21 protein-coding genes are annotated in these 22,134 nt (G+C 35.7%); 3 read left to right on the forward strand and 18 right to left on the reverse strand.

From position 1 onward, the window contains the following. Nucleotides 1–2 precede the first annotated feature (2 nt). From AAGD19_RS04995 to AAGD19_RS05035, 9 genes are all read right to left on the reverse strand, one after another. The gene (locus AAGD19_RS04995) at nt 3–926 is read right to left on the reverse strand and encodes a hypothetical protein (RefSeq protein WP_341747392.1); all 924 of its coding nucleotides are present in this window, start codon (nt 924–926) and stop codon (nt 3–5) included. Next, nucleotides 926–2,116: a hypothetical protein gene (locus AAGD19_RS05000; protein ID WP_341747393.1), complete on the reverse strand. Its 1,191-nt coding sequence runs from the start codon at nt 2,114–2,116 to the stop codon at nt 926–928. Before AAGD19_RS05000 ends, AAGD19_RS04995 begins: the two co-directional genes overlap by 1 nt. 14 nt (nt 2,117–2,130) lie before the next feature. Further along, the gene (locus tag AAGD19_RS05005; RefSeq protein WP_341747394.1) at nt 2,131–2,703 is read right to left on the reverse strand and encodes a hypothetical protein; all 573 of its coding nucleotides are present in this window, start codon (nt 2,701–2,703) and stop codon (nt 2,131–2,133) included. Nucleotides 2,704–3,182: 479 nt separating this feature from the next. Beyond that, on the reverse strand, nt 3,183–4,025 hold the full coding sequence (locus tag AAGD19_RS05010) for a hypothetical protein (RefSeq protein WP_341747395.1): 843 nt from the start codon (nt 4,023–4,025) through the stop codon (nt 3,183–3,185). 165 nt (nt 4,026–4,190) lie between these two features. Then, nucleotides 4,191–4,994: a hypothetical protein gene (locus tag AAGD19_RS05015; RefSeq protein WP_341747396.1), complete on the reverse strand. Its 804-nt coding sequence runs from the start codon at nt 4,992–4,994 to the stop codon at nt 4,191–4,193. 82 nt (nt 4,995–5,076) lie between these two features. Further along, nucleotides 5,077–7,251: a hypothetical protein gene (locus tag AAGD19_RS05020; protein WP_341747397.1), complete on the reverse strand. Its 2,175-nt coding sequence runs from the start codon at nt 7,249–7,251 to the stop codon at nt 5,077–5,079. 165 nt (nt 7,252–7,416) lie between these two features. After that, nucleotides 7,417–7,827 carry a hypothetical protein gene (locus tag AAGD19_RS05025; RefSeq protein ID WP_341747398.1) on the reverse strand — a complete coding sequence of 137 codons (411 nt, stop codon included), beginning with the start codon at nt 7,825–7,827 and terminating at the stop codon, nt 7,417–7,419. Nucleotides 7,828–8,114: 287 nt separating this feature from the next. Further along, nucleotides 8,115–8,675 carry a hypothetical protein gene (locus AAGD19_RS05030; RefSeq protein WP_341747399.1) on the reverse strand — a complete coding sequence of 187 codons (561 nt, stop codon included), beginning with the start codon at nt 8,673–8,675 and terminating at the stop codon, nt 8,115–8,117. 30 nt (nt 8,676–8,705) lie between these two features. Further along, nucleotides 8,706–10,091: a phage capsid protein gene (locus tag AAGD19_RS05035; RefSeq protein ID WP_341747400.1), complete on the reverse strand. Its 1,386-nt coding sequence runs from the start codon at nt 10,089–10,091 to the stop codon at nt 8,706–8,708. Between the two features lie 152 nt (nt 10,092–10,243). On the opposite strand from AAGD19_RS05035, the gene AAGD19_RS05040 reads away from it, so the two are divergent. Both AAGD19_RS05040 and tnpA read left to right on the forward strand, forming a co-directional pair. Next, nucleotides 10,244–10,420 (forward strand): palindromic element RPE1 domain-containing protein, encoded by a 177-nt coding sequence (locus tag AAGD19_RS05040; RefSeq protein WP_410520805.1) that lies wholly within the window; start codon nt 10,244–10,246, stop codon nt 10,418–10,420. 354 nt (nt 10,421–10,774) lie between these two features. Next, nucleotides 10,775–11,206, forward strand: coding sequence for an IS200/IS605 family transposase (tnpA, locus tag AAGD19_RS05045; RefSeq protein WP_341747401.1), 432 nt, complete (start codon nt 10,775–10,777; stop codon nt 11,204–11,206). Here tnpA and AAGD19_RS05050 read toward each other — a convergent pair. The 9 genes from AAGD19_RS05050 to AAGD19_RS05090 all read right to left on the reverse strand — a co-directional run bounded on the left by AAGD19_RS05050 (nt 11,151) and on the right by AAGD19_RS05090 (nt 20,279). After that, on the reverse strand, nt 11,151–11,849 hold the full coding sequence (locus tag AAGD19_RS05050; protein ID WP_341747402.1) for a hypothetical protein: 699 nt from the start codon (nt 11,847–11,849) through the stop codon (nt 11,151–11,153). The two genes, tnpA and AAGD19_RS05050, sit on opposite strands and share 56 nt — an antisense overlap. A gap of 4 nt (nt 11,850–11,853) precedes the next feature. Next, nucleotides 11,854–12,777 carry an Rpn family recombination-promoting nuclease/putative transposase gene (locus AAGD19_RS05055; protein WP_341747403.1) on the reverse strand — a complete coding sequence of 308 codons (924 nt, stop codon included), beginning with the start codon at nt 12,775–12,777 and terminating at the stop codon, nt 11,854–11,856. Nucleotides 12,778–12,813: 36 nt separating this feature from the next. Next, nucleotides 12,814–13,110 carry a hypothetical protein gene (locus AAGD19_RS05060; RefSeq protein ID WP_341747404.1) on the reverse strand — a complete coding sequence of 99 codons (297 nt, stop codon included), beginning with the start codon at nt 13,108–13,110 and terminating at the stop codon, nt 12,814–12,816. Next, nucleotides 13,094–14,668: a portal protein gene (locus AAGD19_RS05065; RefSeq protein WP_341747405.1), complete on the reverse strand. Its 1,575-nt coding sequence runs from the start codon at nt 14,666–14,668 to the stop codon at nt 13,094–13,096. Before AAGD19_RS05065 ends, AAGD19_RS05060 begins: the two co-directional genes overlap by 17 nt. Then, complete coding sequence (locus AAGD19_RS05070; protein WP_341747406.1) at nt 14,661–16,187, reverse strand: hypothetical protein; 1,527 nt, start codon at nt 16,185–16,187, stop codon at nt 14,661–14,663. The genes AAGD19_RS05065 and AAGD19_RS05070 overlap by 8 nt, the downstream gene beginning before the upstream one ends. Before the next feature lie 73 nt (nt 16,188–16,260). Next, nucleotides 16,261–16,458, reverse strand: coding sequence for a hypothetical protein (locus AAGD19_RS05075; RefSeq protein WP_341747407.1), 198 nt, complete (start codon nt 16,456–16,458; stop codon nt 16,261–16,263). Further along, complete coding sequence (locus AAGD19_RS07530; protein WP_410520806.1) at nt 16,449–17,858, reverse strand: palindromic element RPE1 domain-containing protein; 1,410 nt, start codon at nt 17,856–17,858, stop codon at nt 16,449–16,451. Before AAGD19_RS07530 ends, AAGD19_RS05075 begins: the two co-directional genes overlap by 10 nt. Beyond that, the gene (locus AAGD19_RS05085; protein ID WP_341747408.1) at nt 17,824–18,195 is read right to left on the reverse strand and encodes a hypothetical protein; all 372 of its coding nucleotides are present in this window, start codon (nt 18,193–18,195) and stop codon (nt 17,824–17,826) included. The genes AAGD19_RS07530 and AAGD19_RS05085 overlap by 35 nt, the downstream gene beginning before the upstream one ends. A 506-nt stretch (nt 18,196–18,701) precedes the next feature. Beyond that, nucleotides 18,702–20,279, reverse strand: coding sequence for a DnaA N-terminal domain-containing protein (locus tag AAGD19_RS05090; protein WP_341747409.1), 1,578 nt, complete (start codon nt 20,277–20,279; stop codon nt 18,702–18,704). 477 nt (nt 20,280–20,756) lie between these two features. Here AAGD19_RS05090 and tolB point away from each other — a divergent pair, with 477 nt between their 5' ends. Further along, entirely contained in the window at nt 20,757–22,085 is a 1,329-nt protein-coding gene (gene tolB, locus AAGD19_RS05095) for a Tol-Pal system beta propeller repeat protein TolB (RefSeq protein WP_410520807.1), read from the forward strand. Nucleotides 22,086–22,134: the final 49 nt, after the last annotated feature.

A 22,134-nucleotide genomic window follows, 5' to 3' on the forward strand; every position in this document is an offset into this window, starting at 1 on the left:
TACTAATCTATTGTATATGATTCAGAGATACCTTGTAATATTCTTTGCTTCTGTTGTTCTAAAGCTTGAGGGTTATTTAACTCTAGCAAATCAAATTTTAATATTTTACCATCCTTTGCTACAACCGGCAAATACCGACCATCTTTGGTAGGGAAAGTATAATAGACACTCTTTTTGTCAGATGTTAGTTGCCATTTACCTTGTTGTAAAGATTCGCGTACTTTTGCAGCGGCAGTATATTGTCCTGTTGGGTCATTAACATTACCCTCAGCTACGATAGTCCCATAATCACAAGCTATACTACCATTAATAATAGCAAGTTGTATCTCTACTAAACTAGCCTCTATGTTATCAGCATTCAAATCATGAATCATACGTTGTACCACCACTTGACGGGGTATTTGCATATTATTAATTCGCATATCGACCTCACTAATCAATTTGATTGTTGCTTTTCTTACTGCTTTGTCAATATCTAAATCTTCAGTATGTTGGTAATATTTAGCTAAATATTTTATGCCTTGTCGTATTTGATTAATCTCTGTCTCATTTTGTATATTACTTCTTACTAGATCGCTACTCCATTGTTTGAATATACCATTTTCGTTCATTTCTTTGTTAAATTCTGTAATTTCATGATTGGTAAATAAAGGCTGACTTTTTAATGATAGCTCGTTAGCTAATACTATCATCTGTATAAAGGCTGAAGCAGTCTTACGGTCGTAAAGTCTATTTTCAGCATACAGACGAGTTAATAACCCTAAATCCCCCTTATCCCTTAAGATTTCTTCCAGTATCTCCAAACCATATTGATTACTACCCCCTTCATCATCTCGCAGACTAATTATACTGTCAGTGGTTTGTTGAATTTGGTTAACATCTTTAGTCTCAATTTTTTTTAAATACTCATCACGTTCTTTGTTCATTAAATATCTCTGATCGTAACTAGGGATGCCTTTTTGCTGTTGCAATTGTTTCCTAAGCAATAAACGTTGTAACAATGGTATGTCTCTTTGGGTATTTCACCGTTTTCTTCAGCCAGCCTAGCCGGGTCTGTTTGAGCCAATTTAAGTTGTTTATTAAACTGCTCAGCTAAAATATGATATAGTTTCTCTTTTTTGTCATAATCAACATCTCCGCCTTTTGGGGCAATTTGTTGTAATATTTCCTGACATTGGTTGAATGGTAAGTGTTTTATTTGTTGTGAGATAACAAAAGCCTGCTTATACAAAGCTTCTTGGCTTCTAAATTGCAGTAATCGTGGATCACCAGCATTAAAGCTGGCTTGCAGTAGGTTTTCAATGCCCTTAACACGCTCTCCAGTATTTAGGATACTGTGCAAATCGGCATTGATAAGCGAACTAAATTGATGTTGTCTCAGTAATTGCTGATGATGCAGTAGATTATTTGCTTGATGCTCTAGCTTAACCCTTTGTTCAAGCGATAAATCTTCCTTCCATTCAGCCTTGATATTGGGATTTAATATAGCATCCGGCGAATGTTTTAAAGTACCTAGTGCCGCAGCAAATGCCAAAGATTGTCTAGCATTAATCAGCATTTGTTCTTTTTCTTGGGGCAGTAACGATAAAGAGCTAATAGCTACTATGCTATCTTGTAAATTACTACTATAAAACTCAGGATTATCATAAGTAGCAATCTTAAACTTTTCGATAGCTTCAATTGCTAAATGGTGACGTTTACCATCAATTAGCTTGCCTTCTGTATGGCTTATATGCCCAGCTAAAGATATTTTATATTCATTAATCTTAGCTTGTAACATACGCTTGGTCAGTGGGTTCTTAGCTCGTTGCAGATAATCTACAGCCCGCTGATCATACTTGCCTAAAAAATAGTCGCTGAACGGTTTGTTGTTTTCTGAGAAATCTGGATGCAGTTCATCAAATTGCGTCAAGCAACTAAAACCACCAGTTTTGTTATCGCTAGCTACTTCAATATTGCTCTGTGATTGATGCAAGTGGTTAGTGGTATCTTTAATAAAGTCTGCCCATAAATTCGGCATTTCTACGCTAGCATCTTTCTCAAGCTTGCGTATCAAATAGCCTTTAGCTTCTTCATTAATTTTCTGACTTATCCCTGCTATAACTTGCCATTTCATCTTTGTTTATCACTTCACTTTTTCTTTTCTATTATTCCTTCATTAATTCTTGATATCTTAGCAAGGTCAGATATACCGCCTGAAATTGTACCAAGATTCTGCCAAGGTGAGGCTGACTTGATCGAACTAATATTACGGTTAATTGCTTCCTTATTTAAGTCAATCATTGCTGTATTTAAGTTTGATCTCGGTCGTTGGTGAAAATGTTCAGCTTCTACGCTTCTTGCCTTCATCTCATCCATATAAGCCATATGTCGTAGTAATAAGCCAGCTGAATCAGTGCCAGTTATACCAATACCAGTTTTCAGGATATTATAGCCCAACTGTTGGCGATTATATAACTGCTCTTGTCTCAGCATATCAACATGATAACTTGATATTGCCCCATATTCCGCAGTTCTTTCCATTAGTTGTTGACGGTCAAACCTGACATTTTCCTGTTGTTGTCTCAATAAATGCTGCTGTTCATATAAAGACTGCTTGGTTTTCTCTTTATTACTTCTTAGTTGGGCGTAAGTGTTAAATAAAGATGCTCCTGTAGCAAATATACTTGCTCCACTCGAGAAAAAATTTAAAAAATCAAACATAGTTTTTTCTTTTTTATTACTTACTAAATTATTTTATCACTAATTATTCTGTCACTAAGTTATTTTATCGTTTTTTTATCATTACCTAGAATTTTACTTTTTAGCATTTAATTTGTTTGAGCTAGCTGAAAAATATGTTACACTATAATTAGTATTAGTTGTGTAATGTGCTGAAAAATCTGCTTTTGGCAGTCGATTCTTTCGGGGAATTAGGGCATTATACGATTGGTACTTGTCTGCAAGGATGACATGGACTGAGGAACTCGGTCGGAGACCCCTGTGTTAGTTAGGGGTCTCTCGCTTTAATATCATTTCATCCATTATAGTTTAAATAGGGGAGATGCCTACAAGAGGATAAAAGTATAGTAAAATCAGCAAAAAGTTATAATCTCTCTAGTTTATTTCAGGCAGTTTGTGTACTCTTGACTGATGTCGCCATATTGTTTGGTTAAACTATACGTAATAAGCAATGAGCTTAATTATAGCTCTTCTAGGTAAAACTCTCCATTAGGTTCACCTAATAAATCCACTAACCCTGGTATATGCAGCTTACCACAAACTAGAGCAATTTGTACAACTTCCCCATCGGGATGATCTTGTGTAATAATTTTACCTAGTAGCTCACACCATTTCTGATTTCTGTTAATAACCATTGAGTTATATTCGTCACTATCTTTGTTGAGCCAAAACTCTTTTTCTTCATTACGTAGCTTTTCAATATCGTTACGTGTTGCTTTAACTGCTAAGTATTCTTCTAATTCTGGTCTAACTTTTCCACAGTTTTGCTTTAACAATTCCTGCACCTTCTCTAAAATTTTTAAAAATATTTTGAATGTCCTTGGGTCAGAGTCCTCCAATGGTATCGTATCTTCAACATCTAAATCTACAATGGTCTTGCTTTGTGTCCTAAATAGTTTATCAATTTTAGGATGAATAGTATTATACCAATAGTCAAAATTCTCGACTATTTGATATATAGCTGAAAATGATAAACTAGATGCAGATGGAGTACTTGCAACATAAAAAATATTTGCACAATATTCATTTACTATTTTTTGTACAAGAGCTTGTTTTTCTTCATCTAACTGTTCATACCATGTATCTTCATCATTTCTAACACACTCCTCCTTATGGCTAAATGGCTCTACCCCAATAATACCATGCTCCCCCTCTTGAAGTAATATATTAGCTTCTTTTAGCCAATCCATATACTCTTTAGGACATTTATCATATTCCATACGGTGATCAAAACCAAAAATTGTAAGATGTACATTATTACAAGATAGGTTTACAGAAATTGGAGGACTAAGTTTATCTTTCATAAGATTCCTTTTTATAAATTACCACAATTCTTGACTTTAATTAGTTATTTTTTTTAGCAATTCTTTAATCTAACAAGCAAGTTATAACCAACACTTAAAATAATTTGGAAGCGTACAATAAGGCAAACTTTGTTCGAATGCAAAACCTTTCACCATTTTCCTTTCTTAAGCTATATCCTTATAATTTGGCAAGATTTTTGCCTTAGCATATATTTTCAGTATACTAACTGGATAAGGTTTATCAACCTTAAAAGTAACATCAATATCAGTTTTAATTTCCCCGTGCATAATAAAATTCACCCAGCCTGATTGGTAAGGAGTGGCAAATAAGTCATACACCTCTTTGGTAGCTGTTGATGTTGTTAAATATTTTTTATCATTAACCAATCTAATCAACGCATCACTATCCACATATCTATTATTAATATGTTGCCTGTCTATTTGCCCATTATCAAGCCTTTCTTCAATATAGCCACCTTTACTATTAAAGACCTTCAATCCAAGTTCCGCATCTTTTTTCGGAGCGTGTTCTACTTCATCCGGGAATATTAGGGGAAAAGTCTGTAATATCGAAGAATAAGGAAAGCCTACCGACAAATGTCTTACCGGATGTTTTAGCTTAATCAGCTCATTATCGATAATCCTCAAATCATGTAATTCCTCATCACCAATGATAGATACGACAATTTTCTGAAAAATTGGCAATATAGTTGCAATATTTATTTGCTGAAATGATGGCAAGCAGTTACGGGCTATACTACTTAATTCATAACCACCAATATCAGGAAATAGTTTTTTAAAAACTGGAAAATATCTTTTTGATAATAGTAAATATTTCTCTAATTTTATACTCTTCTCATCTTCAAGGATATCTTTCAGTAAAGCTGGATGAAAGCTCGGCATAATTAACTGACAATACTCAATAATGTTACGCTGCAAATAAGCTAGCCCTTCTTTGAGTTCTTGCATTTGCTCAAATATTCTACTCGCTAATGGGTCAGTATAATCTGCTTCGCTATATACTGATGCTCTAGAGGACGATAATGAAGACTTACGATCTTCTTCCCATTATCGGGGCAATTCTGTTTGTTACTTCATCTAAAATCCTATCGATAGTTTGACTAAAACTATCAGACAGAATATATTCCCTAACATCTTTACTTAATGGTTTATCGAGTATGATATTTCTTAGACAATCAACTATTTCTTCTCGTCTTTTTGAATTGGTCAGCTCATAAATCTTGTTATCATTATGTATTTGTTGTAATTTATCAATTAATTGATTAGTAATAGTTGATAATTTATCATTTATTTGTTGTTTACTAGTATGTTGGTTAAATCCAATAATTTGCTGGTCAATTAATTGTTTGGTTTGCTCACCAAATATATATTTAGTCAGTTCCGGATGAGCGATATTTAGCAATTCCGAGTAAAAATCCACTCCAGTTTTGGCAAAAAACTTTTTTAAATTAACTAGCAGACCGGATTTTTTATCACTATCCTGCTCGGCATAATATAGCAATATTTTTTTATTGATGTGGCTAACCGCTAGTCGCATCTCTTGTATTTCTCTACTTATTTCAAATTGCAGATCAATATTTTGCTTAGCAGTTGCCATAATATCTTGCACCGTACCAGCAATGAACCTAATTAGTTCGGTATTTAGCTTCTTTATTTGTACACAAATAGTTGGACGAAAGGAAAAAGCACTATTAGGCAGATATTCCATCAAACCACCATCTCTTAAAATATCCGGCACATCTATTTCGTTTAGTAGTTTCACGAGTTCAATAATATCACCACCAAGTCGCTCCCCATCATATAATAATTGCTCGATTGTCACAAAGCTTTCAGGATTATTTAAAAACAAATTGTCTAACTCTGCATAAATACGCGAGAATATTCGATGATAGGCAAAAGATACCGCCAAAATATTCATAATCTTAGGCAAATAATTTTGATAATATTTTTGTAAAAAATTCTCTATCTCAGCTCTATGTTCATCATAATTAGCAACTAGCCTATTTTTGTATTTAAAACAATCACCAACATTATCGAGCTTAAGTCTCAAAATAGTTTCTGCTTGAGCTTGTACAATATGCTCTAGCTTGGTTATATCACCTCTAAACTCATAATCACTATCGTCTTTTAATGCCTGTATGATTGTTCGGTAGGCGGCATTCTCTCCGGGCTGTTGAATATTCACATGACAATCAGCATAAACTGCTTTATCAGTAACAAAATGCTTAGCAGAAAAATAACGAGTTTGCAGCACTTCTAGATATTCCTTGCTGCTTCTACCAGTATCATCACTTCTCCGAACATGCAAATATAACATATCGCTACTCTCAGCATAGATTGGCGTGATGCCTAATACTTGACCATTGCCACCCAGCCAATGTTGTGACCAGCCCATAATTTTTAAATCATGCGAATAGATGAAACTAGCAAAAGAGCCATTTTTTAGCACTGCCACTATCATTGAAAATGGACTATTACAGCCGACAATTTGTCTAATACCGCCAGCAAATATATGCTCAGCATAGGCAGTGATGTCTGATATCTGAAAACCGCCTTTTTCTTGTGAATAATACAAACTATTGATTTTACAACCATTACCTTCAACAAAAAAGATAGTCTTACCGATTACTACTGGTTTCAGTGGTGATATAGGTAGCTCAATCTCTTTATGGATTTTAACAAACTCTCCCTTAGCTCGATCTCCTTCTTTGACTAAATAAATGCCGTCACTAGTACCTAATAATAATTCATCGGCAAAAGGCACTGACCATAGGACATTATCAAAAGTAGATGAAGAGAAGGTTGCCGAAAAAGCACTTAACGGGTTACGAGCTTCTAGTAAAGTCCTATATGCCATCCTAAAATCACTAAAATCTCCTTTATAGCTTGCCCAAATTGAATGAATATTTTTATTAACCCCAAAGCACCATAATCGGTTTTCAAAAGTAACCACTGAAGTACAATATAATTTCTCCGACGTGGCTTGGTAGATATCGCTTTGCCCAGTTGATAGGTTAGCTGCTCGTTGGTGAATAGCTTTTAGCTCATCATTAATTTTGTCTACCTCTGCTCCGTAGATTACTTCATTAAAAGGTTTTTGTATTAAGCGTTCTCTTTGGTCACTTCGTCCTGTCGAAAAATAGTTAACCTGACATTTCAATGATTCAATGATAAACATCTTATCTTTGTTAACCCGAGTTGCCAATTAATTTATAAGAGCAGAGCTAGGTTTTATGAACATTTGAAGTTAATTTGTAACATTAAAACACTTAATAAAAACTATATTTTTTAGAAATATGTTTGTATTAAAAATGTTTTAGTATCGAGCCTCACATGAAACCAGCGTTAAATATAGCTTTTGCCAGTATAATTAATTGGCAACTCGGGTTTTGTTAGGGAAATTGCTGGATAGCTCATAGCTGCTACTGGACGCTATCTCAGCTCTTTCACCATATTCTGCCTGTCTCTTTCTTGCTTCCTCTTCAATATGTTGGTAAAATTGCTCGACAATTTGTGGATCAACGGAGAATTTAAAAATTGGTCTCTTATCACCAAATGAAATATAAGCAATTCCTTGAAACACTACATAAGAAAAATCCTTAGGACGAAAATGAAAATTTTGCCCTTCATCCTGTATAACTTTACTAGTTAACAGCAATTCACCACCAACAAAGAATAAGCAACGAGTCTCTAGCGGGTGCGATTCAAAAACCAGCAAGTAGGATAATTTCCTTGAGAACATCACAGCTGCCATTTTCTTTGGCACATTATCAGTGAACAAATGAAAAATTGTGTACCATGTCTACGCATAATGCCACCTGATGGCAATAGCATGAAATTAATCAGCTTTTTAACACCATTCTGATATAATGCTAGCTCCGCGTCCTTCCTTCAATGGTTGGCGTTAGCTCACCACCTGAAAAGTTGTTTTTTTGCGAATATACAAATTGCTCTTGTTGCATGATATTTTTTAATTATTAGTAGTTACTTTAATAATAAATATTCCGCTTAAGGTTACATGTAAACAAATTATTTGCTATTTTTACGCGTAATGTGAAAAATTTTTTTTCATACTTCGCCGGAATTAATCAGATTATAATCAACCGCGTAAATCCTTCTTGTTTCTTCTAATTTGATTAAATATTGTTTCTTTAACCCATCAGTAAACACACTATCGGAATACATAGCAAATGATACTTGTGAGGCTAACGATAAAGCCGCTAATAACTTAAAGCTAGCAGGCACTTGTTGCCAAATAGCCGTATCGTTATTTAGTAAATTATCAACAATCTTTCTGCTGTAGTAAAAAAGCGAGGTAAGTTTACCACCTTTGAAGTAAATCTTACCTGCTTCCGTATAAAATTGTAGATTAGATGGCACTATTACCGCACATTTAATACAATCATTAATGTCCGGCACTTCGGTAAAGTTTTGTCTATTACCTTCAATATTATCGACTCTCCGTAAGGCAAATGACCATTTAACTATTAGCACAGTATCTTCAATGGCAGGATTAACAAACTCCTCACACAATTCCTCAGTTTTTGATACTCTACCACCACCAATGCTACTAATACCAACATTTGAGCCAAGTAGTACTACTGCCTTCTTGATAATCTCATATTTCACGGTAGTTACATTATTGAATAAATTTTGTAACTATGCATCCTCATACTCACTCTCAACAACACCAAAGTTATCATCCTCAACAATATCATCACCAATAGCAACATCAACGCCAGCAATGCCAACACCACCAATACCAATATCAACACCATCAGCAGCAACATCACCTGCTCTTCTCATTACTACTACTTGTGGCTTTTTAGTAGTAGCTAAGTTATTGTTGGCTATTACTGCTAAATCATTATCATTGATATTCGCACTATCATCAATATTACGACACTGATTACCAAACATCTGCCATGGCACAGTCATGCTATGTATTCCTTTTTGGTGAGGACGGTTGGCTACTGCTTGCCACAGTAAGCCATTATGGCTGGTTCGGTCATAATTCTCTAAACATTTAATTACTACTACTGCTTGTTCATTATCACGGCTAGCCCCAAAGGCTTCACTGTAATATAATACTTTGGCATAGTGGTATTGTACCAGCTCTTCAATACCCTTCTTGTTAGAACCACTGACCGTGTTAAATCTTATAGCTCCTTCATTAAAGGCATAGCAATCCTTCACAGCATATCTAGATTGAACCGCATCCCCAGTATTATCAAATATACCACCCAACATCTCACTAGTAATAAAAGTAAAGCCTAAGAAGCTATTAACTTCACCACTTACTAAAGCTTTAACGTTATTATAGTCATAATTGGTAATTTGTGGATCGCGTAGTAAGTCTGAGATTTGATTGCTTGAACATAGTAAGTATAATTTATCATACATACCAAAGGAGCGTTTTTTTAAGATATGATGAGCTTTTATTAGTTTGTCGACAGTTAACCCGGCTCTTTTCGAATTAATGATGCCTCTGTTGGCAGCAATTGCAGCTTGAGCATTTAAGGTTAAATTAGCAGCAGTAACCCTAATTCCTACCGGTATCACATTATTAGCGACGTCAAAGTTAATAACATTATTGCCTGTTCGTCCTGCTCTGACTGGACTGGCAAAAGCACTAATAATTACCCGGTCTTGTTGTCTACCCATTGCCCAACCTGCCATTTTAGGAAAATGTGAGGTGGGATCGGTTAATAGGTTTAACTTATCATTCCTATCCATGGTAGCGTTCCAATGATAGCTCGATGCCGTCAAAAAGCGTCTTGAAATAGTTGGAATTTTAAACTCTATTTGTTCTAGCCTAGCAGGGTGTCTAGCATCCGCATAATGTCCATGTAGATGATTATCAGGGTCAATAGGGTGTCTAGTTCTACTCTCTACCTCATGGGTAGTCATTGACTCAAAACTAATTACCTCAGTGTCTTGCGTACCATTAGTAACGCATTTTCGTAGTTTAGAACCTTCTTGTTGAATAACTAGGCTGATATTTTTAGCAAATTGTTCTTTAAGACCATCTGTTATTTGTTCCATTTTTCCTCCTCAAATAATCTATCAATATTTAAAGTGCGATATCATTTATACTAAAATGTAGTCGTTGTCCGCTATGCAGCTAACGACCTTTCAGGTATCTATGACATTAGTGGCTCTTTTATGATAGGTTATTGCGAAGTTGCAGCCTTAAAATGAGTTGTCACATCATGACTTTAATGATTGGTTGGTTACGTTATTTTTTTAGACTTCTTACAAAAGTCGCTTATGCTGAGGAATTTGAAGGAGACGCGGAACGCAGAACCGCAGCGTACTTAAAGTACGTGAGGATTCGAGTACCGCATCGACGTACAAATTACCAGCAGAAGTAGAGTTTTGTAAGAAGTCTATTGTTTTTTATCATAAGCAATTTTATATAGTTGTTGCATACGTTTAACAGCTTGATCATGTCCCGTATGGTCTTTAGTTCTTAATTTTACTACAAATTCGGGATCAGAATCAAGTTTTTCTATCTCTGATAATGCAGCTTCCCGGCTATTAATTGTAGGTAGCTCTTTACCAGTTACTAACGAGTCGGATTTTAAAGTTTCACCAACCCTAACTCAATGATAGGTAAGGCACTAGTTTGACTAGTGAGACCATCAAGGCTTGGCCTTTAGATTTAGTATAAAATAAGAAGTTATCATATATAACTTCTTTGGCTTGACGGTCAAAGGAGAAAATATATGACAACATACGAAAGTTTAAATTATTCTAAATGGGATTGCAAATATCATATTGTGTTTATTCCAAAGTGTCGAAAAAGAGAATTGTACGGGAAGGTTAGAAAATATCTTGGAAACGTATTCCATGAGTTAGTTTTTCAACGAGGGAGTAAGATCATAGAAGGTCATATGGTACAAGATCATGTCCATATGCTCATCAAAATTCCTCCTAAATATTCTGTAGCCGAAGTAATAGGTTATATCAAGGGGAAAAGTGCTATAGCTGTTGCTAGGCAGTTTGGTGGACGAAAGCGTAATTTTAATGGAGAGAAGTTGTGGGCTAGAGGTTATGCGGTCTCAACTGTGGGATTTGAAGAGAATCAGATCAAACACTACATTAAGAACCAAGAGCAACTTGATAGTCTAGGTTCTGACGAAACAGGAGAATTTTAATTAATAATGGCAGCCCTTTGGGCTGCTCAATACCGTCAAGCCCCTCGCTTAGCGAGGGCGTTCTGACTAACAAATCTACTAAGGCTGGCGAGTAATTGGAATCTTCAATTAATTCAGCCAGTTCTTTAGTACCAAACTTAGATAAAGCTGCTTGCATCACTGTCATCTTACTGTCAAAACCTTCACCATAAGTGTTTTTCAACCAACCAATGTGAGAGTGACGTGTTTGCTCGATAGCATTTTTTTGCTGTTTTTGTAAATCCTGCGAAAAACCATACAGAGAATTAAGCAGTTTCTCACCTTGCCTTTTAGATAATCCGCTTTGGTAAAACATGTCTTCATAACGAGTTAAATACTCCTCATCTTCCTTGGAACGTTTATCAGTATATCGCTTATCTTCAGGCAATCCAAGTCGACAATAAAATTTATGCCACTCTTCATCAGAGCTGTCATCTTTTGGCACAGCAACTCGCTGATTCAAGCTTTTCTCTGCTTCCAAATAGCTATGAGCTAAAGATGAGACATCCTTGAATTTACCCAGTGACTCAGCTTTGCGGATGTCCTCAGGCATGTTAGCTAGCCAATCGCTAGCAGAGGAAGTAGGGTTAATTTCATAGTTATTAGCAGTTCCTTCTTTGCTCATCGGCTTACTCTTCTTTTAACTCTTCTATTTCTTTTTTTAACTGTTCTATTTTTTCAATGGTTAGTTTTGTATATTTAGCTATTTTTTCTATTGGCTCATTATCAATTAACATTTCTTTTGCTGTAGCTATAGTATTTTCTTTAATACCTCTAGCTTCACCTCTAGCTTCAGCATCTTCAATTTGTTGCTGTTCTACCGCTAAATTATCAAGACGAGCTTTGGTCATTTGCTCATAGGTGTTAAGTTCTGCCTCTGACCAGCTAGCTTGATCTACTGCCTCAAAGGCTCTTCTAATAATTTCATCCTTACCTATTAAATGCTCTATTTCTGTTAATGTTAATTTACTATCTCCTGCATGCTTAAAAAAATACATCCACTTCTCTTCTATACTCTTTAGCTCATCTATAGTTTTTTTAAATTTCTCAAGCTCTAAAAAAACAAAGTAAAAATCTTTTAAATCATGGGCATAGGTCTCTGTCTCTAAAATACGATGTTCTGATTTCCAATGTTTTCTATCGCTAAACATCACAAAATCCGCTATTGCTAAAAATATTACTCCTTTTAATTTGGCGTATACTGCCAGTTTCTTGTGTTTCTCATCTTCCTCAAGTCTTTGCTGAGAGTATGCTTTAGCTGCATAATATTGGGCTCTTTTTTCAAATCCTGGATGCTTACTTACCTGCATCTCTACTATGAATTGATTACCGTGTTGATCTTTACATAACACATCAACAATAGACTTTCTGTAAATAGCAATATCAGGGTCTTGGATAGTTGGTAAAAACGTTACCTCAATTATTTGCTCATTTTCTTTACACTTAAGAACATCGTTTAAAAAATGTACAAGTATATCTTTGTTCTTTTCAGTACCAAAGATTTTACGAAAACAAAAATCATTTTTAGGATCAAGAAACTTTGATAAAAACATATAACATAACCTCTTAATTGTTACTAAATATCGCTATTACTTATCTAATTCATTAGTATTTTTAGCACCATCGATATTATCAACTCCATCATCTTCTGAAGCCTGCGAGCATATATACAGGAACAACGCCCGATGTCCTTCTAGAAAGGCAGTGTACTCACTTTCTTGCCGAACAAAATTGCTGCGATATATGCCACTCATTTGAGCTAAATCCTCTAATATTATTTTACCATCTTCTCCACTAAAAATCTGCAAATAAATTGATTTTAATTGCTCTTTTGTCACTATTGTGGGTGGAGATTGAGTTGCTTCCGAGTTAATTGATAGTTTCATTTTGTTGCCCTTGCATTTGTTGTTGAACCTGTTGCTGTAAATGCATCATTCTACGTTGTTGTCTAAGCTGTAGTACTTCTTGTTCACTCTTGAGGATTGAGCTTGGTGTTCCTCGTAACTGACAAAATAGTTTAAAACATTCATCCCAATTTATATTGTCATAAATTTCAGGGTAGAAATTACTGATGCCACTCCTTTGGAAGAAGCCCAATACTTGTTCAACGCTAGATATGGTTGATGATTTCTGAGCTTTTGATAATGGTGATACATATTCAATATCAATATCGGGTGGTCTAGTTGCTCCCTCTAAGATCGCTACTCTGTTGTATTTAATTAGAGTTTGATATATCGCAATAATTAACGGGTTTAGAAATTCCGTCTCGATTCTACCAACCATTGGTGACATTAACCGATATTGTTCCTCTGTTCTAATTTGTACCTCAGTGGCAGTCATTTCTTTGTTTTCCTTTTGCATTCTGAAAATATCGACATAGAATGCTTTAAATATAGCATCGCGGCATTGATTCTGCTCGATTTCAGTCGGCAGGATACTCTCCATACCAGTTAGGGGCATTATTTTATCCGCTATGCCATTACGGTAAAAGTTAACACTACCCGGAGTAGTATAGAGAGGTAGATAATAGCCATCCTTAGGCACTAATAATGGTGGGTCTAGTTGTTTTTGTGCTACTTTCAGGGTAATTTGTCTTAAACTATTGAGCAGTTTTATATCAGGTAATACGTGGTGAGCTGGAGCATATCCATACACTTGACCTTCTTCTTTAATACATCGCGTAACAAAAAATGGAAAGTACGAATAACCTGATTGACTGATAATTTTTTGTTCAGCGAGATGGATATATTCTGAACTATAGGCAAGTGTTGTCATTAATCTCTTTGCACCTTTGCCACTCTGATTCTGACTTTGTGGGCTAACTATGTGCAATATCTCTACGGTCTCATCAGGATTCTTGGCTAGTCTTTCCTTAAAATCGGCAAAGTCTGGCCATTTAGCTGATGCGGCTTTAATTGGCATGGTAAAGAGTCGGTACATTGTATTGACAAAACCAAACTTGTCTTCCTCAAAGTAACATTCTTGTAAATTAATATTACGGAAAAATAGAGTTTGGGTTAACGCTGGATCTTCTTCGACATAGAATATCGCTGTACCAAAGGCAGCTAGATTTAGGAAAAACTGATGTATTTGATTATAGAAATTAGAAGCCGGATTGTTGAATATATCCATTATGGCTTTTTCTAGCATTTGGGCTAGTATGTTCAGTTCAGCTGATGTTAATTGCTGTTGGTATTGATTTTCATCCTCAATTACTATGCTAAGATTAAACCAGTTCATTGCTGGATTAACTAGCAAGCTTTGCAAACCTGAAGCTAATTGCTCCCTTGACCAAATAGAAGTTGAATCAAATATTACCTTGTTGCTTTCAGTTTGCGGACAAACATATTTCTTCAGCTCATCCCATATATGATGCCATTTCTCTCGTTTAGTTTTGAGATTATCAAAATATTCAATCTTTTTGTTTAAATCACTATCAGCCATATGCTGTCACCATATTTGTGTTGTAATTGGTACGTGTTGCGTTTGGGCTTATGGTTGAGTTTGGGTTTAAATATGGCGTACCAAGCTTCTTTGACACTTTCTTGAGATTCTTGATAAACTCGTTATCATATAATACCTCATAATTATATTTCTTACCGCTAGCGGCAGTCATGCTAGGCAAGCCAAGGGTTAACCCTTCAATATCCTTAAGTGAGACTATCTTACCAAGAGACTCAGATAATTTCGGTAAATCTTTTAGTCTAGGTACTGACCGCATGTTAAAATGTTCTACGGCTTGTTTTAAACCACCAAGCTCAGGTATGGCTCTTTTTTCTAATCCTGATGGACCGTATCTTGCTATTCGCGACAAATCAGCACCTATACTTGGATCATTGTTGTTAAGATTAATTCTTTCAAAACCAGCAAGTTTACGACTAATATCGGATCTGTTCATATAATGACCAATACCAACAAGCGGAGATAACATTTTGATTCCCGAACCTATCCCAGCAAGTATTGAACCCTTAGCAGCAATTCCACCTAAGCCTGCCCCAAGTCCAAAGGTTAAAGCTGTCAGCCCCAATCCTTGTGCTAGCCCAGTATCTCTTGCAGATTTTTGATACTTACCAGCTCGCCACTCTAAATCTCTGCCATAGCTATCCAACTGGCTTTGAGCTGCCGCCCCATAACTTTTTAACTGGTTTTGCAGCCCTTCAGCATGCGATTGCTGCCTTGTATAGTTAGCAGTGATTTGCTCTTGTCTGTTCTGTTCTTGTTTGTATTGTTCAATCATGCTGAGTAATTGTTGTCTAGCATTATCAAAGTTACTAGTCTCATGCAACAATCGATTTTGCTGTGATTGGTAGTTAGCAAGCTGATATCCAAGATTAGCTTTTTCCCTTGTTAGCTGTTGATGCTCTTTGGTGATGCTATCCATCGAATGGCGTATTTTGCTTTCTGTTTCGCTACGTTGCTTTTTTAATAATTCAACATCTTGCTGATATTGAGTAATATGGCTACCGGCTTCCTCTTCGGTTAAACCTTTCAAGCTTTCTCTTCGCTGGGCTACTTGATCATACAGGTTTTGGAACTGACCCGGTAATTGCTCTACCTCACTTATTTTGAAATCAAGGGCGGGAGCTTTTTGTTTAAATGCTTCAAAAGCTTGTTTCAGTTGATTGGCTGATGCAGACAAACTAGATCTTTGTGACTCTAGGTTTTTTAAACCACTCTCATATTGTCTGCTATGGTAATCAAGCTGGTTTTGCATCTCATAGCTTCTCATGCTAGCTTGATACTGTTGTTCCCCTAGAGAGTATAAGTCCTGCTGAGCATGTTGCAATTGCTGCGACAAATTATTGATAGTATTTTGTGCTTCACTCGCATAACTACTATAACGATCTCGTGACTCATTATAGAGACGCTTCTGTCTTGATGTATCAGCTCCAGTAATGTACCTGTTCCTAGATGCACCAACCGCTAAAGCACTAAGTCCTAGTAAACCTAATATTGGCCACATATATTATTTTGCCTTAATTATTTTAATTACCATTTCAATTATTTCATCATCAATTCTTGCTTCTTCTGCCCCATCATCTTTCCAACGCATTGTAATCATTCATTACCTTACGATGTTGCACTATATCATATTGGGACTGCTGCTGTTCATCACCAGTTTTAACGTCCATGGACATATAACAAAAGCTCTCGGTTATATCAGTAGCTCTAGAGGCACTAGAATGCACTCCCCTTTTGGTAGCATCCAAACTCGTATAGTCCGTTAATGCCACGTGTTAATGCCACGTTGACATTTTTTGGCATCGATACGACATTTACCTAGCAGCTTTCTTGCCTCGGTAATCATCTCCTCTCGTAAATATTTCCTGCCAATGGCAAAAGGCAAGAATCCTACTTGTTCAGCTATTTCGTTGGCTTGCTGTAGTCTAGTATCCAAAGTTGGCATTTGTCTTCGACTCATATCGTGCGGTAATACATTGCGTCCGTATTGGTAAGGTCTAGTCCTTAAATGATTCAAGTAAAACTCTAAATCTTTGCCTCTATTCATGTAAAAGTCGATAATATCGATGGAATCTTTTTTTTCTTGGACAAACCAAATTACTGTATAATCAACAATTCCTATATCCCAGTAAGTATGAACCTGATAGGCTGGATCATATGGCACATAGCCTATACGTCCACTACTTTCAGCTAGCCGTAACTGTTCAACAAAAGTACCTCCTTGATCAGCTCTCTTATAACGATAGGCTTCAAAGTCACAATAAAACTCTCGACGAATTTCCTCTTTAGTCATATCGACAGAACCAAGCTTGTTTTTGTCAACTAAAGGCTTCCCGTCATTGTCGGTAGTATCTTCGATAGTTTTGATCTGACAAAATACTTCGGGATTATCTCGATATTTTAAATATAATTCCTCACCATGTGTTAGTTTTGGGTTATCACTTGGCGTATACAGGTAAAGCAGCCAAGCATTATTCCGAACTACCATGGGTTCTATAACGCAGCTCATAGCCCTTGGGTCATGGTAAGAATATTCCGAGATAACTGCTCCCTTAATACCGCTACCCCTGATAGTACCATAACGGTCACTACCAACAAACTGAATCACTGAACCATTTTTAAATAATATCCGTTGCTTATATTGCTGACTACGAGCAATAATACCTTTAGGAATAAATGACATATAAGGACGCCCCGATAATGTCATACCGTCCCATATGCTCATTTTAGCTTGATTATAGGTAGGATAGACATACCAATAAATGCCTACTTCTCGAATGGCACTAGCAGTGATCCAATTAATACCCATAATATCCTTGCCAGCTCTTCTATACCAAATGGCTATAGCTTTCTTACCACCAGAGTATAAATATCTCCACAAAGGTAGCTGAAATGGGTAGGGTGACCAGTCCACCGGAAATTTATTAGGCTTCCTGCAAAACTCTACTTCTGCTGGTAATTTGTACGTCAATGCGGTACTCGAATCCTCACGTACACTTGAGTACGCTACGGTTCTGCGTTCCGCGTTTCCTTCAAATTTCTCAGCATAAGCGATTTTTGCAGGAAGCCTAATGCTCGTAGAGCTAGAAACCTCTTTGCTGGTTTTAGCTGTACCAGTAGTTTTCATCACTTTAGTCTTACTGCCCTTTGACAATTGCATATTCTGTTTCATACGATTCTATTTCAAAATTAGTTACATCTATCGTCTTTGCCATTTCCTGAGCTTTTGCCGATTGTTCAGCTTCATTACTATTTTTCCTATGGTAACTAACATCATGTTTCCTCATTTGATATTTTTGCGAATTAGCCTTAAGATATTCCAACAATGACTTAGAACAATATTTTTTCTTAGTAGCAATTGCCTGATTATCCTTGTTATAAGTCACTTCCTCATAACCGTTAATTGCCCTATCATATAACACTCCTTCTGCTCTATCTACCGCAATGGCTAGAGCTAAATTGACACATTTGGCTAAATATTTTCCAAACAAACCATAATGTTTAATCATATAGATATTTCTGTAAAAATTTTTTGTAATTCCCCTTATTATAGCTGATCCCCAGGTTTTTTTACCAATTAATCAATTGAAAATACCCCCCTATATTTCGCAGTGTACTACAACTAAAGATTGCTGTCAATAATTTATTTTCTATTTTTCGTATTATAATTAAATTTTTATATTTAGTTATTCCAAATTATGCTCTTATGTCTATAAATATAACATATTTTTACGCTCCACTAATAGCCGCTGTCATTATTTTTGCAGGATTGCCTATTTTTTTATTAACTTCCATTACGGATGCTGAAGTTACAAACAGTCAATTTAGAGGCAAGCTTCCACTACTGCAGCAGAGGATTGACCTTTACAAACCGCATTACTCTCATACTTTCTAAACCCTTACAATTTCATATGTGCTTTTCAACCTTCAGTAATTGGTTGATTATTATTAACTTCTTTGTAATCATTCTTTTTTCTCGCTAATACAATTAGTTTTTTGTTCTATTTACCATAGCTTACAGCCCAGCCATTCTATCGACTTTCATCAACTCAAAAGTATAATTCAGTTTACTGCAAGCATATTCCAAATCTTTGCTGTACTTATTCTTAATCCAATCCCCAATAAAGGCAGTAGCTGGTTTGAGAATAAGCTTATTGCAAGTCGTATCTTCTTCAATTGCTTCTAACTTGCTAAACCAAGCTTTGTCCAAGTGTTCACCGTATAATTTTAACAAATATTTCCTTACTTTATACCATACTGACTCTGGATTTAGCCCACTTAGCTCTAAATGATAATCCGATATTTCTCTTTTGTTGGTAATACGCAATTGCTGAACATCTTTGCCATATACCTCTTGCACTTGCTCAAGCAATTTTAATTTATCAGTTTCTGACAAAGAGATATCTGCTAAATCAATCTTGTATTCATCGTCATATACTCCAAAAAAACTGCACCTCTTCAGCAATTGATAAGCAGTACTAGGCTGATGTTCAAAAGCTTCAACAATCTTACGTTGCAACTGATTCAGTGGTTTAACGCCCTTACTATCTTTTATCTTTTGCAAATAAGCCTTTCTTGCCTTGGTAGCATTGTTCAGATCGAAGTTAAAATTTGGGTTATTTACCTTCTCTGGTGGACGCCTTTCATGAATCAAAGTTTTTTTCATGTAATTCAGTACTGCTTGCTTGCAGGGAAAGAGACGATTAGGAGAGTCCACGCTATGTTTAATCAACAGCTTATTGACGTAACTCAATTCGTAATTACGACCTGTTTGCCTTTTTAGCCAATCAGCATCTTCTCCGCTCAATGGGTAAAACATCTCTAGCTTCCTAGGTGAATACCAGCCTTTAGCCTGTTTGGTAATATCACTGAGCCACCTAGGCAATTTCCCACTAGCTTCTTGCTCAGACCCGTTACCTCCTGAATAGCCATCTGTTGAATCAGAATCTGAATCGTAATCTGACTCGTCATCAGTTGGAGTTGCCTCAGAAGAATTGCAGTCTGTGGAATTGCAGGGTAACGTTTCATTTACTGAGTTTACCGTTACCTCAAGCGGTAAATTAACGCTTTGCTCCGTAGTTGAATCAATATCTGACAAAGTTTTTTCACCTCTTTTTGTCGTTACCTCAAGCGGTAAATTAACGTTTTGCTCCTTAGTTGATTCAGGGTCTGACACAGTTTGTCCACAATTTTCTTGATTTTTTTCATATCTAGATATTATAGATATATTATATATAGATGCGTTTTTTTTTAATTTTTTCTCAGTTGAGTTAGAATTTTCTCTAGGTTGAGTTAAAATTTTTTGATAGCTAGATTGGATATTTGTGTGATTAAAGTGATAAGAATTATTATTAGCTTTACGAAAATTTATAAATTTCTTAAGAAGTTTGATAGATAAAATATTACGGCATTTTATGTTATATTTGATTGTAGTAATTAAAGTATGATAAATAAACCCTCTTTTCTGTAATTCTGTTAGACATTGTTTAACCCTACTTTGACTAACTCCTAGCTCTTTCTCGAAAAAATGATAGCCTTCTTGTAATTCTTGTGTATTGTTGTAGCTATCAGTTTTCGTGCAAGAAACTATCAACGATAAAAGTTGACGAGATGTTTTACTTAATTGTTTGCCACAATTATTGGTAAGATTTCGCCACTCAGGCGGGACAAAATTACCGACTATATTATAGAAAATAGTATCAGGATTTTCAATTAAGTTGTCGGAAAAATTAACGATTCTGTCATATTTCCCCCCCTTGTAATATGGTTAAAAATAGACTATTATGTAGGTCAAATTTCAGGAAATTTGTCTGAGAAGTTACATATGAATTACATATGAAATTTTTAATAAGAATAGAAAAAGCCTGAAAAGGTAATAAGTGTGGGGGAGTGGTGATAGTTTTGCCCATCAGAACCTTACGTTGACATCGTAAAGGTCGGTGGTTCGAATCCACTATCGCCCACCAAACTTTTATTATTAACATCAATTTGTATTTAGGTTGTTTTTGGCGACAGGACCTAAATACAAATTGATGTTAAATATTGTTAAAAAAAGATCTAGGTGGTATTAGTGGTCAGGTATTTTTGTGTTATACTGTTGTTAGTTGCTAACTTCAATAGTTATGCCATAGAAACTATAGTTATAGAGCGAGGACATGTTGATCCAATACCGATAGCCATTAATAAATTTGATGCAGATGATAGTGCGAATAGTGTAATTGGTGCTGATATAATTAGTGTAATATCTAATGATCTAAAGATTTCCGGCATGTTCCACCCAATTTCTACTGCTTCTTTTATAGAACAAATTGTGGGGATAAAACATAAGCCTCTTTTTGCTGCTTGGCGACACATTAATGCTAATCTTCTGATTAATGGTGAAGTTATAAAGCTATCTTCCAGTAAGCTAAAGGTTAGTTTTATATTATGGGATGCAAGCTTAGAAAAAGATCTTATAGGTGAGGTTTTTGAAATACCAACACATTTATGGCGTAGAGTAGCACATAAAATAGCTGATAAAATTTATGAGAAAATTACTGGAGATTTAGGTTATTTTGATACAAAAATAGTATATGTGTCAGAGAGTGGACCTTATCTAAAACGAGTAAAGAAAATAGCTATGATGGATCATGATGGTGCTAATCATAAATATCTGTCAGATGGTAAAAATTTGGTTCTTACTCCAAGATTTTCACCACAAGCAGATAAAATCATGTATCTATCCTATGTTCACAAGCAGAAACCACATGTTTATGTTCGTGATCTTAAAACAGGTAAGGAAAGATTGGTTGGTAATTTTCCTGGTATGTCCTTTGCTCCAAGATTCTCACCCCAAGGAAACAAAGCTATAATGTCGATAGCAAGAAAGGGAGCTACGCATATTTTTGAAATTGATCTGAATAATATGGCGACTAAGCAGTTGACCCATGGTGTTGGTATTAATACCTCTCCTAGCTATTCACCTGATGGCAGTAAAATAGTTTTTAATTCTGATCGAAGTGGAACAAGACAATTATATATTATGAATTCTGATGGTTCAAATATTGAACGTATAAGTTTTGGTGGAGGAGTTTATGCTGCACCAAGTTGGTCGCCTAGAGGAGATTACATAGCGTTTACAAAAATATCTCAAGGTGAAGGTTTTACAATTGGGGTCATGAAAGCCCTTGCTTATGGTGATGAGAATACTGAAAGAATTATAACTAGTGGATATCTAGTTGAAAGTCCATGCTGGTCACCCAATGGTAGGATAATTATGTTTGCTAAAGGCTGGCCTCCTAGAAACAAAACAGCAGGTAAAAATCGTATATATTCCATTGATTTGACTGGTTATAATGAAAGAGAGATTCTCACACCTCAAGATGCTTCTGATCCTGAGTGGTCAAGAATGTTAAATTGACTAGGTTCTTATATCTTAAAAACATATTATAACCTCAGCATCCGTAATG

This window comes from Candidatus Tisiphia endosymbiont of Dascillus cervinus (assembly GCF_964026405.1).
In the GTDB taxonomy this organism is placed as follows: Bacteria; Pseudomonadota; Alphaproteobacteria; order Rickettsiales; family Rickettsiaceae; genus Tisiphia.

Coding starts and splice junctions, on each gene's coding strand:
- AAGD19_RS05085 (WP_341747408.1), bottom strand. CDS start 18,195: ATGATTAAACATTATGGTTTGTTTGGAAAATATTTAGCCAAATGTGTC.
- AAGD19_RS05040 (WP_410520805.1), top strand. CDS start 10,244: ATGAGTTGTCACATCATGACTTTAATGATTGGTTGGTTACGTTATTTT.
- AAGD19_RS05005 (WP_341747394.1), bottom strand. CDS start 2,703: ATGTTTGATTTTTTAAATTTTTTCTCGAGTGGAGCAAGTATATTTGCT.
- AAGD19_RS05055 (WP_341747403.1), bottom strand. CDS start 12,777: ATGTTTTTATCAAAGTTTCTTGATCCTAAAAATGATTTTTGTTTTCGT.
- AAGD19_RS05035 (WP_341747400.1), bottom strand. CDS start 10,091: ATGGAACAAATAACAGATGGTCTTAAAGAACAATTTGCTAAAAATATC.
- tnpA (WP_341747401.1), top strand. CDS start 10,775: ATGACAACATACGAAAGTTTAAATTATTCTAAATGGGATTGCAAATAT.
- AAGD19_RS05065 (WP_341747405.1), bottom strand. CDS start 14,668: ATGGCTGATAGTGATTTAAACAAAAAGATTGAATATTTTGATAATCTC.
- AAGD19_RS05050 (WP_341747402.1), bottom strand. CDS start 11,849: ATGAGCAAAGAAGGAACTGCTAATAACTATGAAATTAACCCTACTTCC.
- AAGD19_RS04995 (WP_341747392.1), bottom strand. CDS start 926: ATGAACAAAGAACGTGATGAGTATTTAAAAAAAATTGAGACTAAAGAT.
- AAGD19_RS05010 (WP_341747395.1), bottom strand. CDS start 4,025: ATGAAAGATAAACTTAGTCCTCCAATTTCTGTAAACCTATCTTGTAAT.
- AAGD19_RS05060 (WP_341747404.1), bottom strand. CDS start 13,110: ATGAAACTATCAATTAACTCGGAAGCAACTCAATCTCCACCCACAATA.
- AAGD19_RS05015 (WP_341747396.1), bottom strand. CDS start 4,994: ATGCAAGAACTCAAAGAAGGGCTAGCTTATTTGCAGCGTAACATTATT.
- AAGD19_RS05000 (WP_341747393.1), bottom strand. CDS start 2,116: ATGAAATGGCAAGTTATAGCAGGGATAAGTCAGAAAATTAATGAAGAA.
- AAGD19_RS05070 (WP_341747406.1), bottom strand. CDS start 16,187: ATGTGGCCAATATTAGGTTTACTAGGACTTAGTGCTTTAGCGGTTGGT.
- AAGD19_RS07530 (WP_410520806.1), bottom strand. CDS start 17,858: ATGAAACAGAATATGCAATTGTCAAAGGGCAGTAAGACTAAAGTGATG.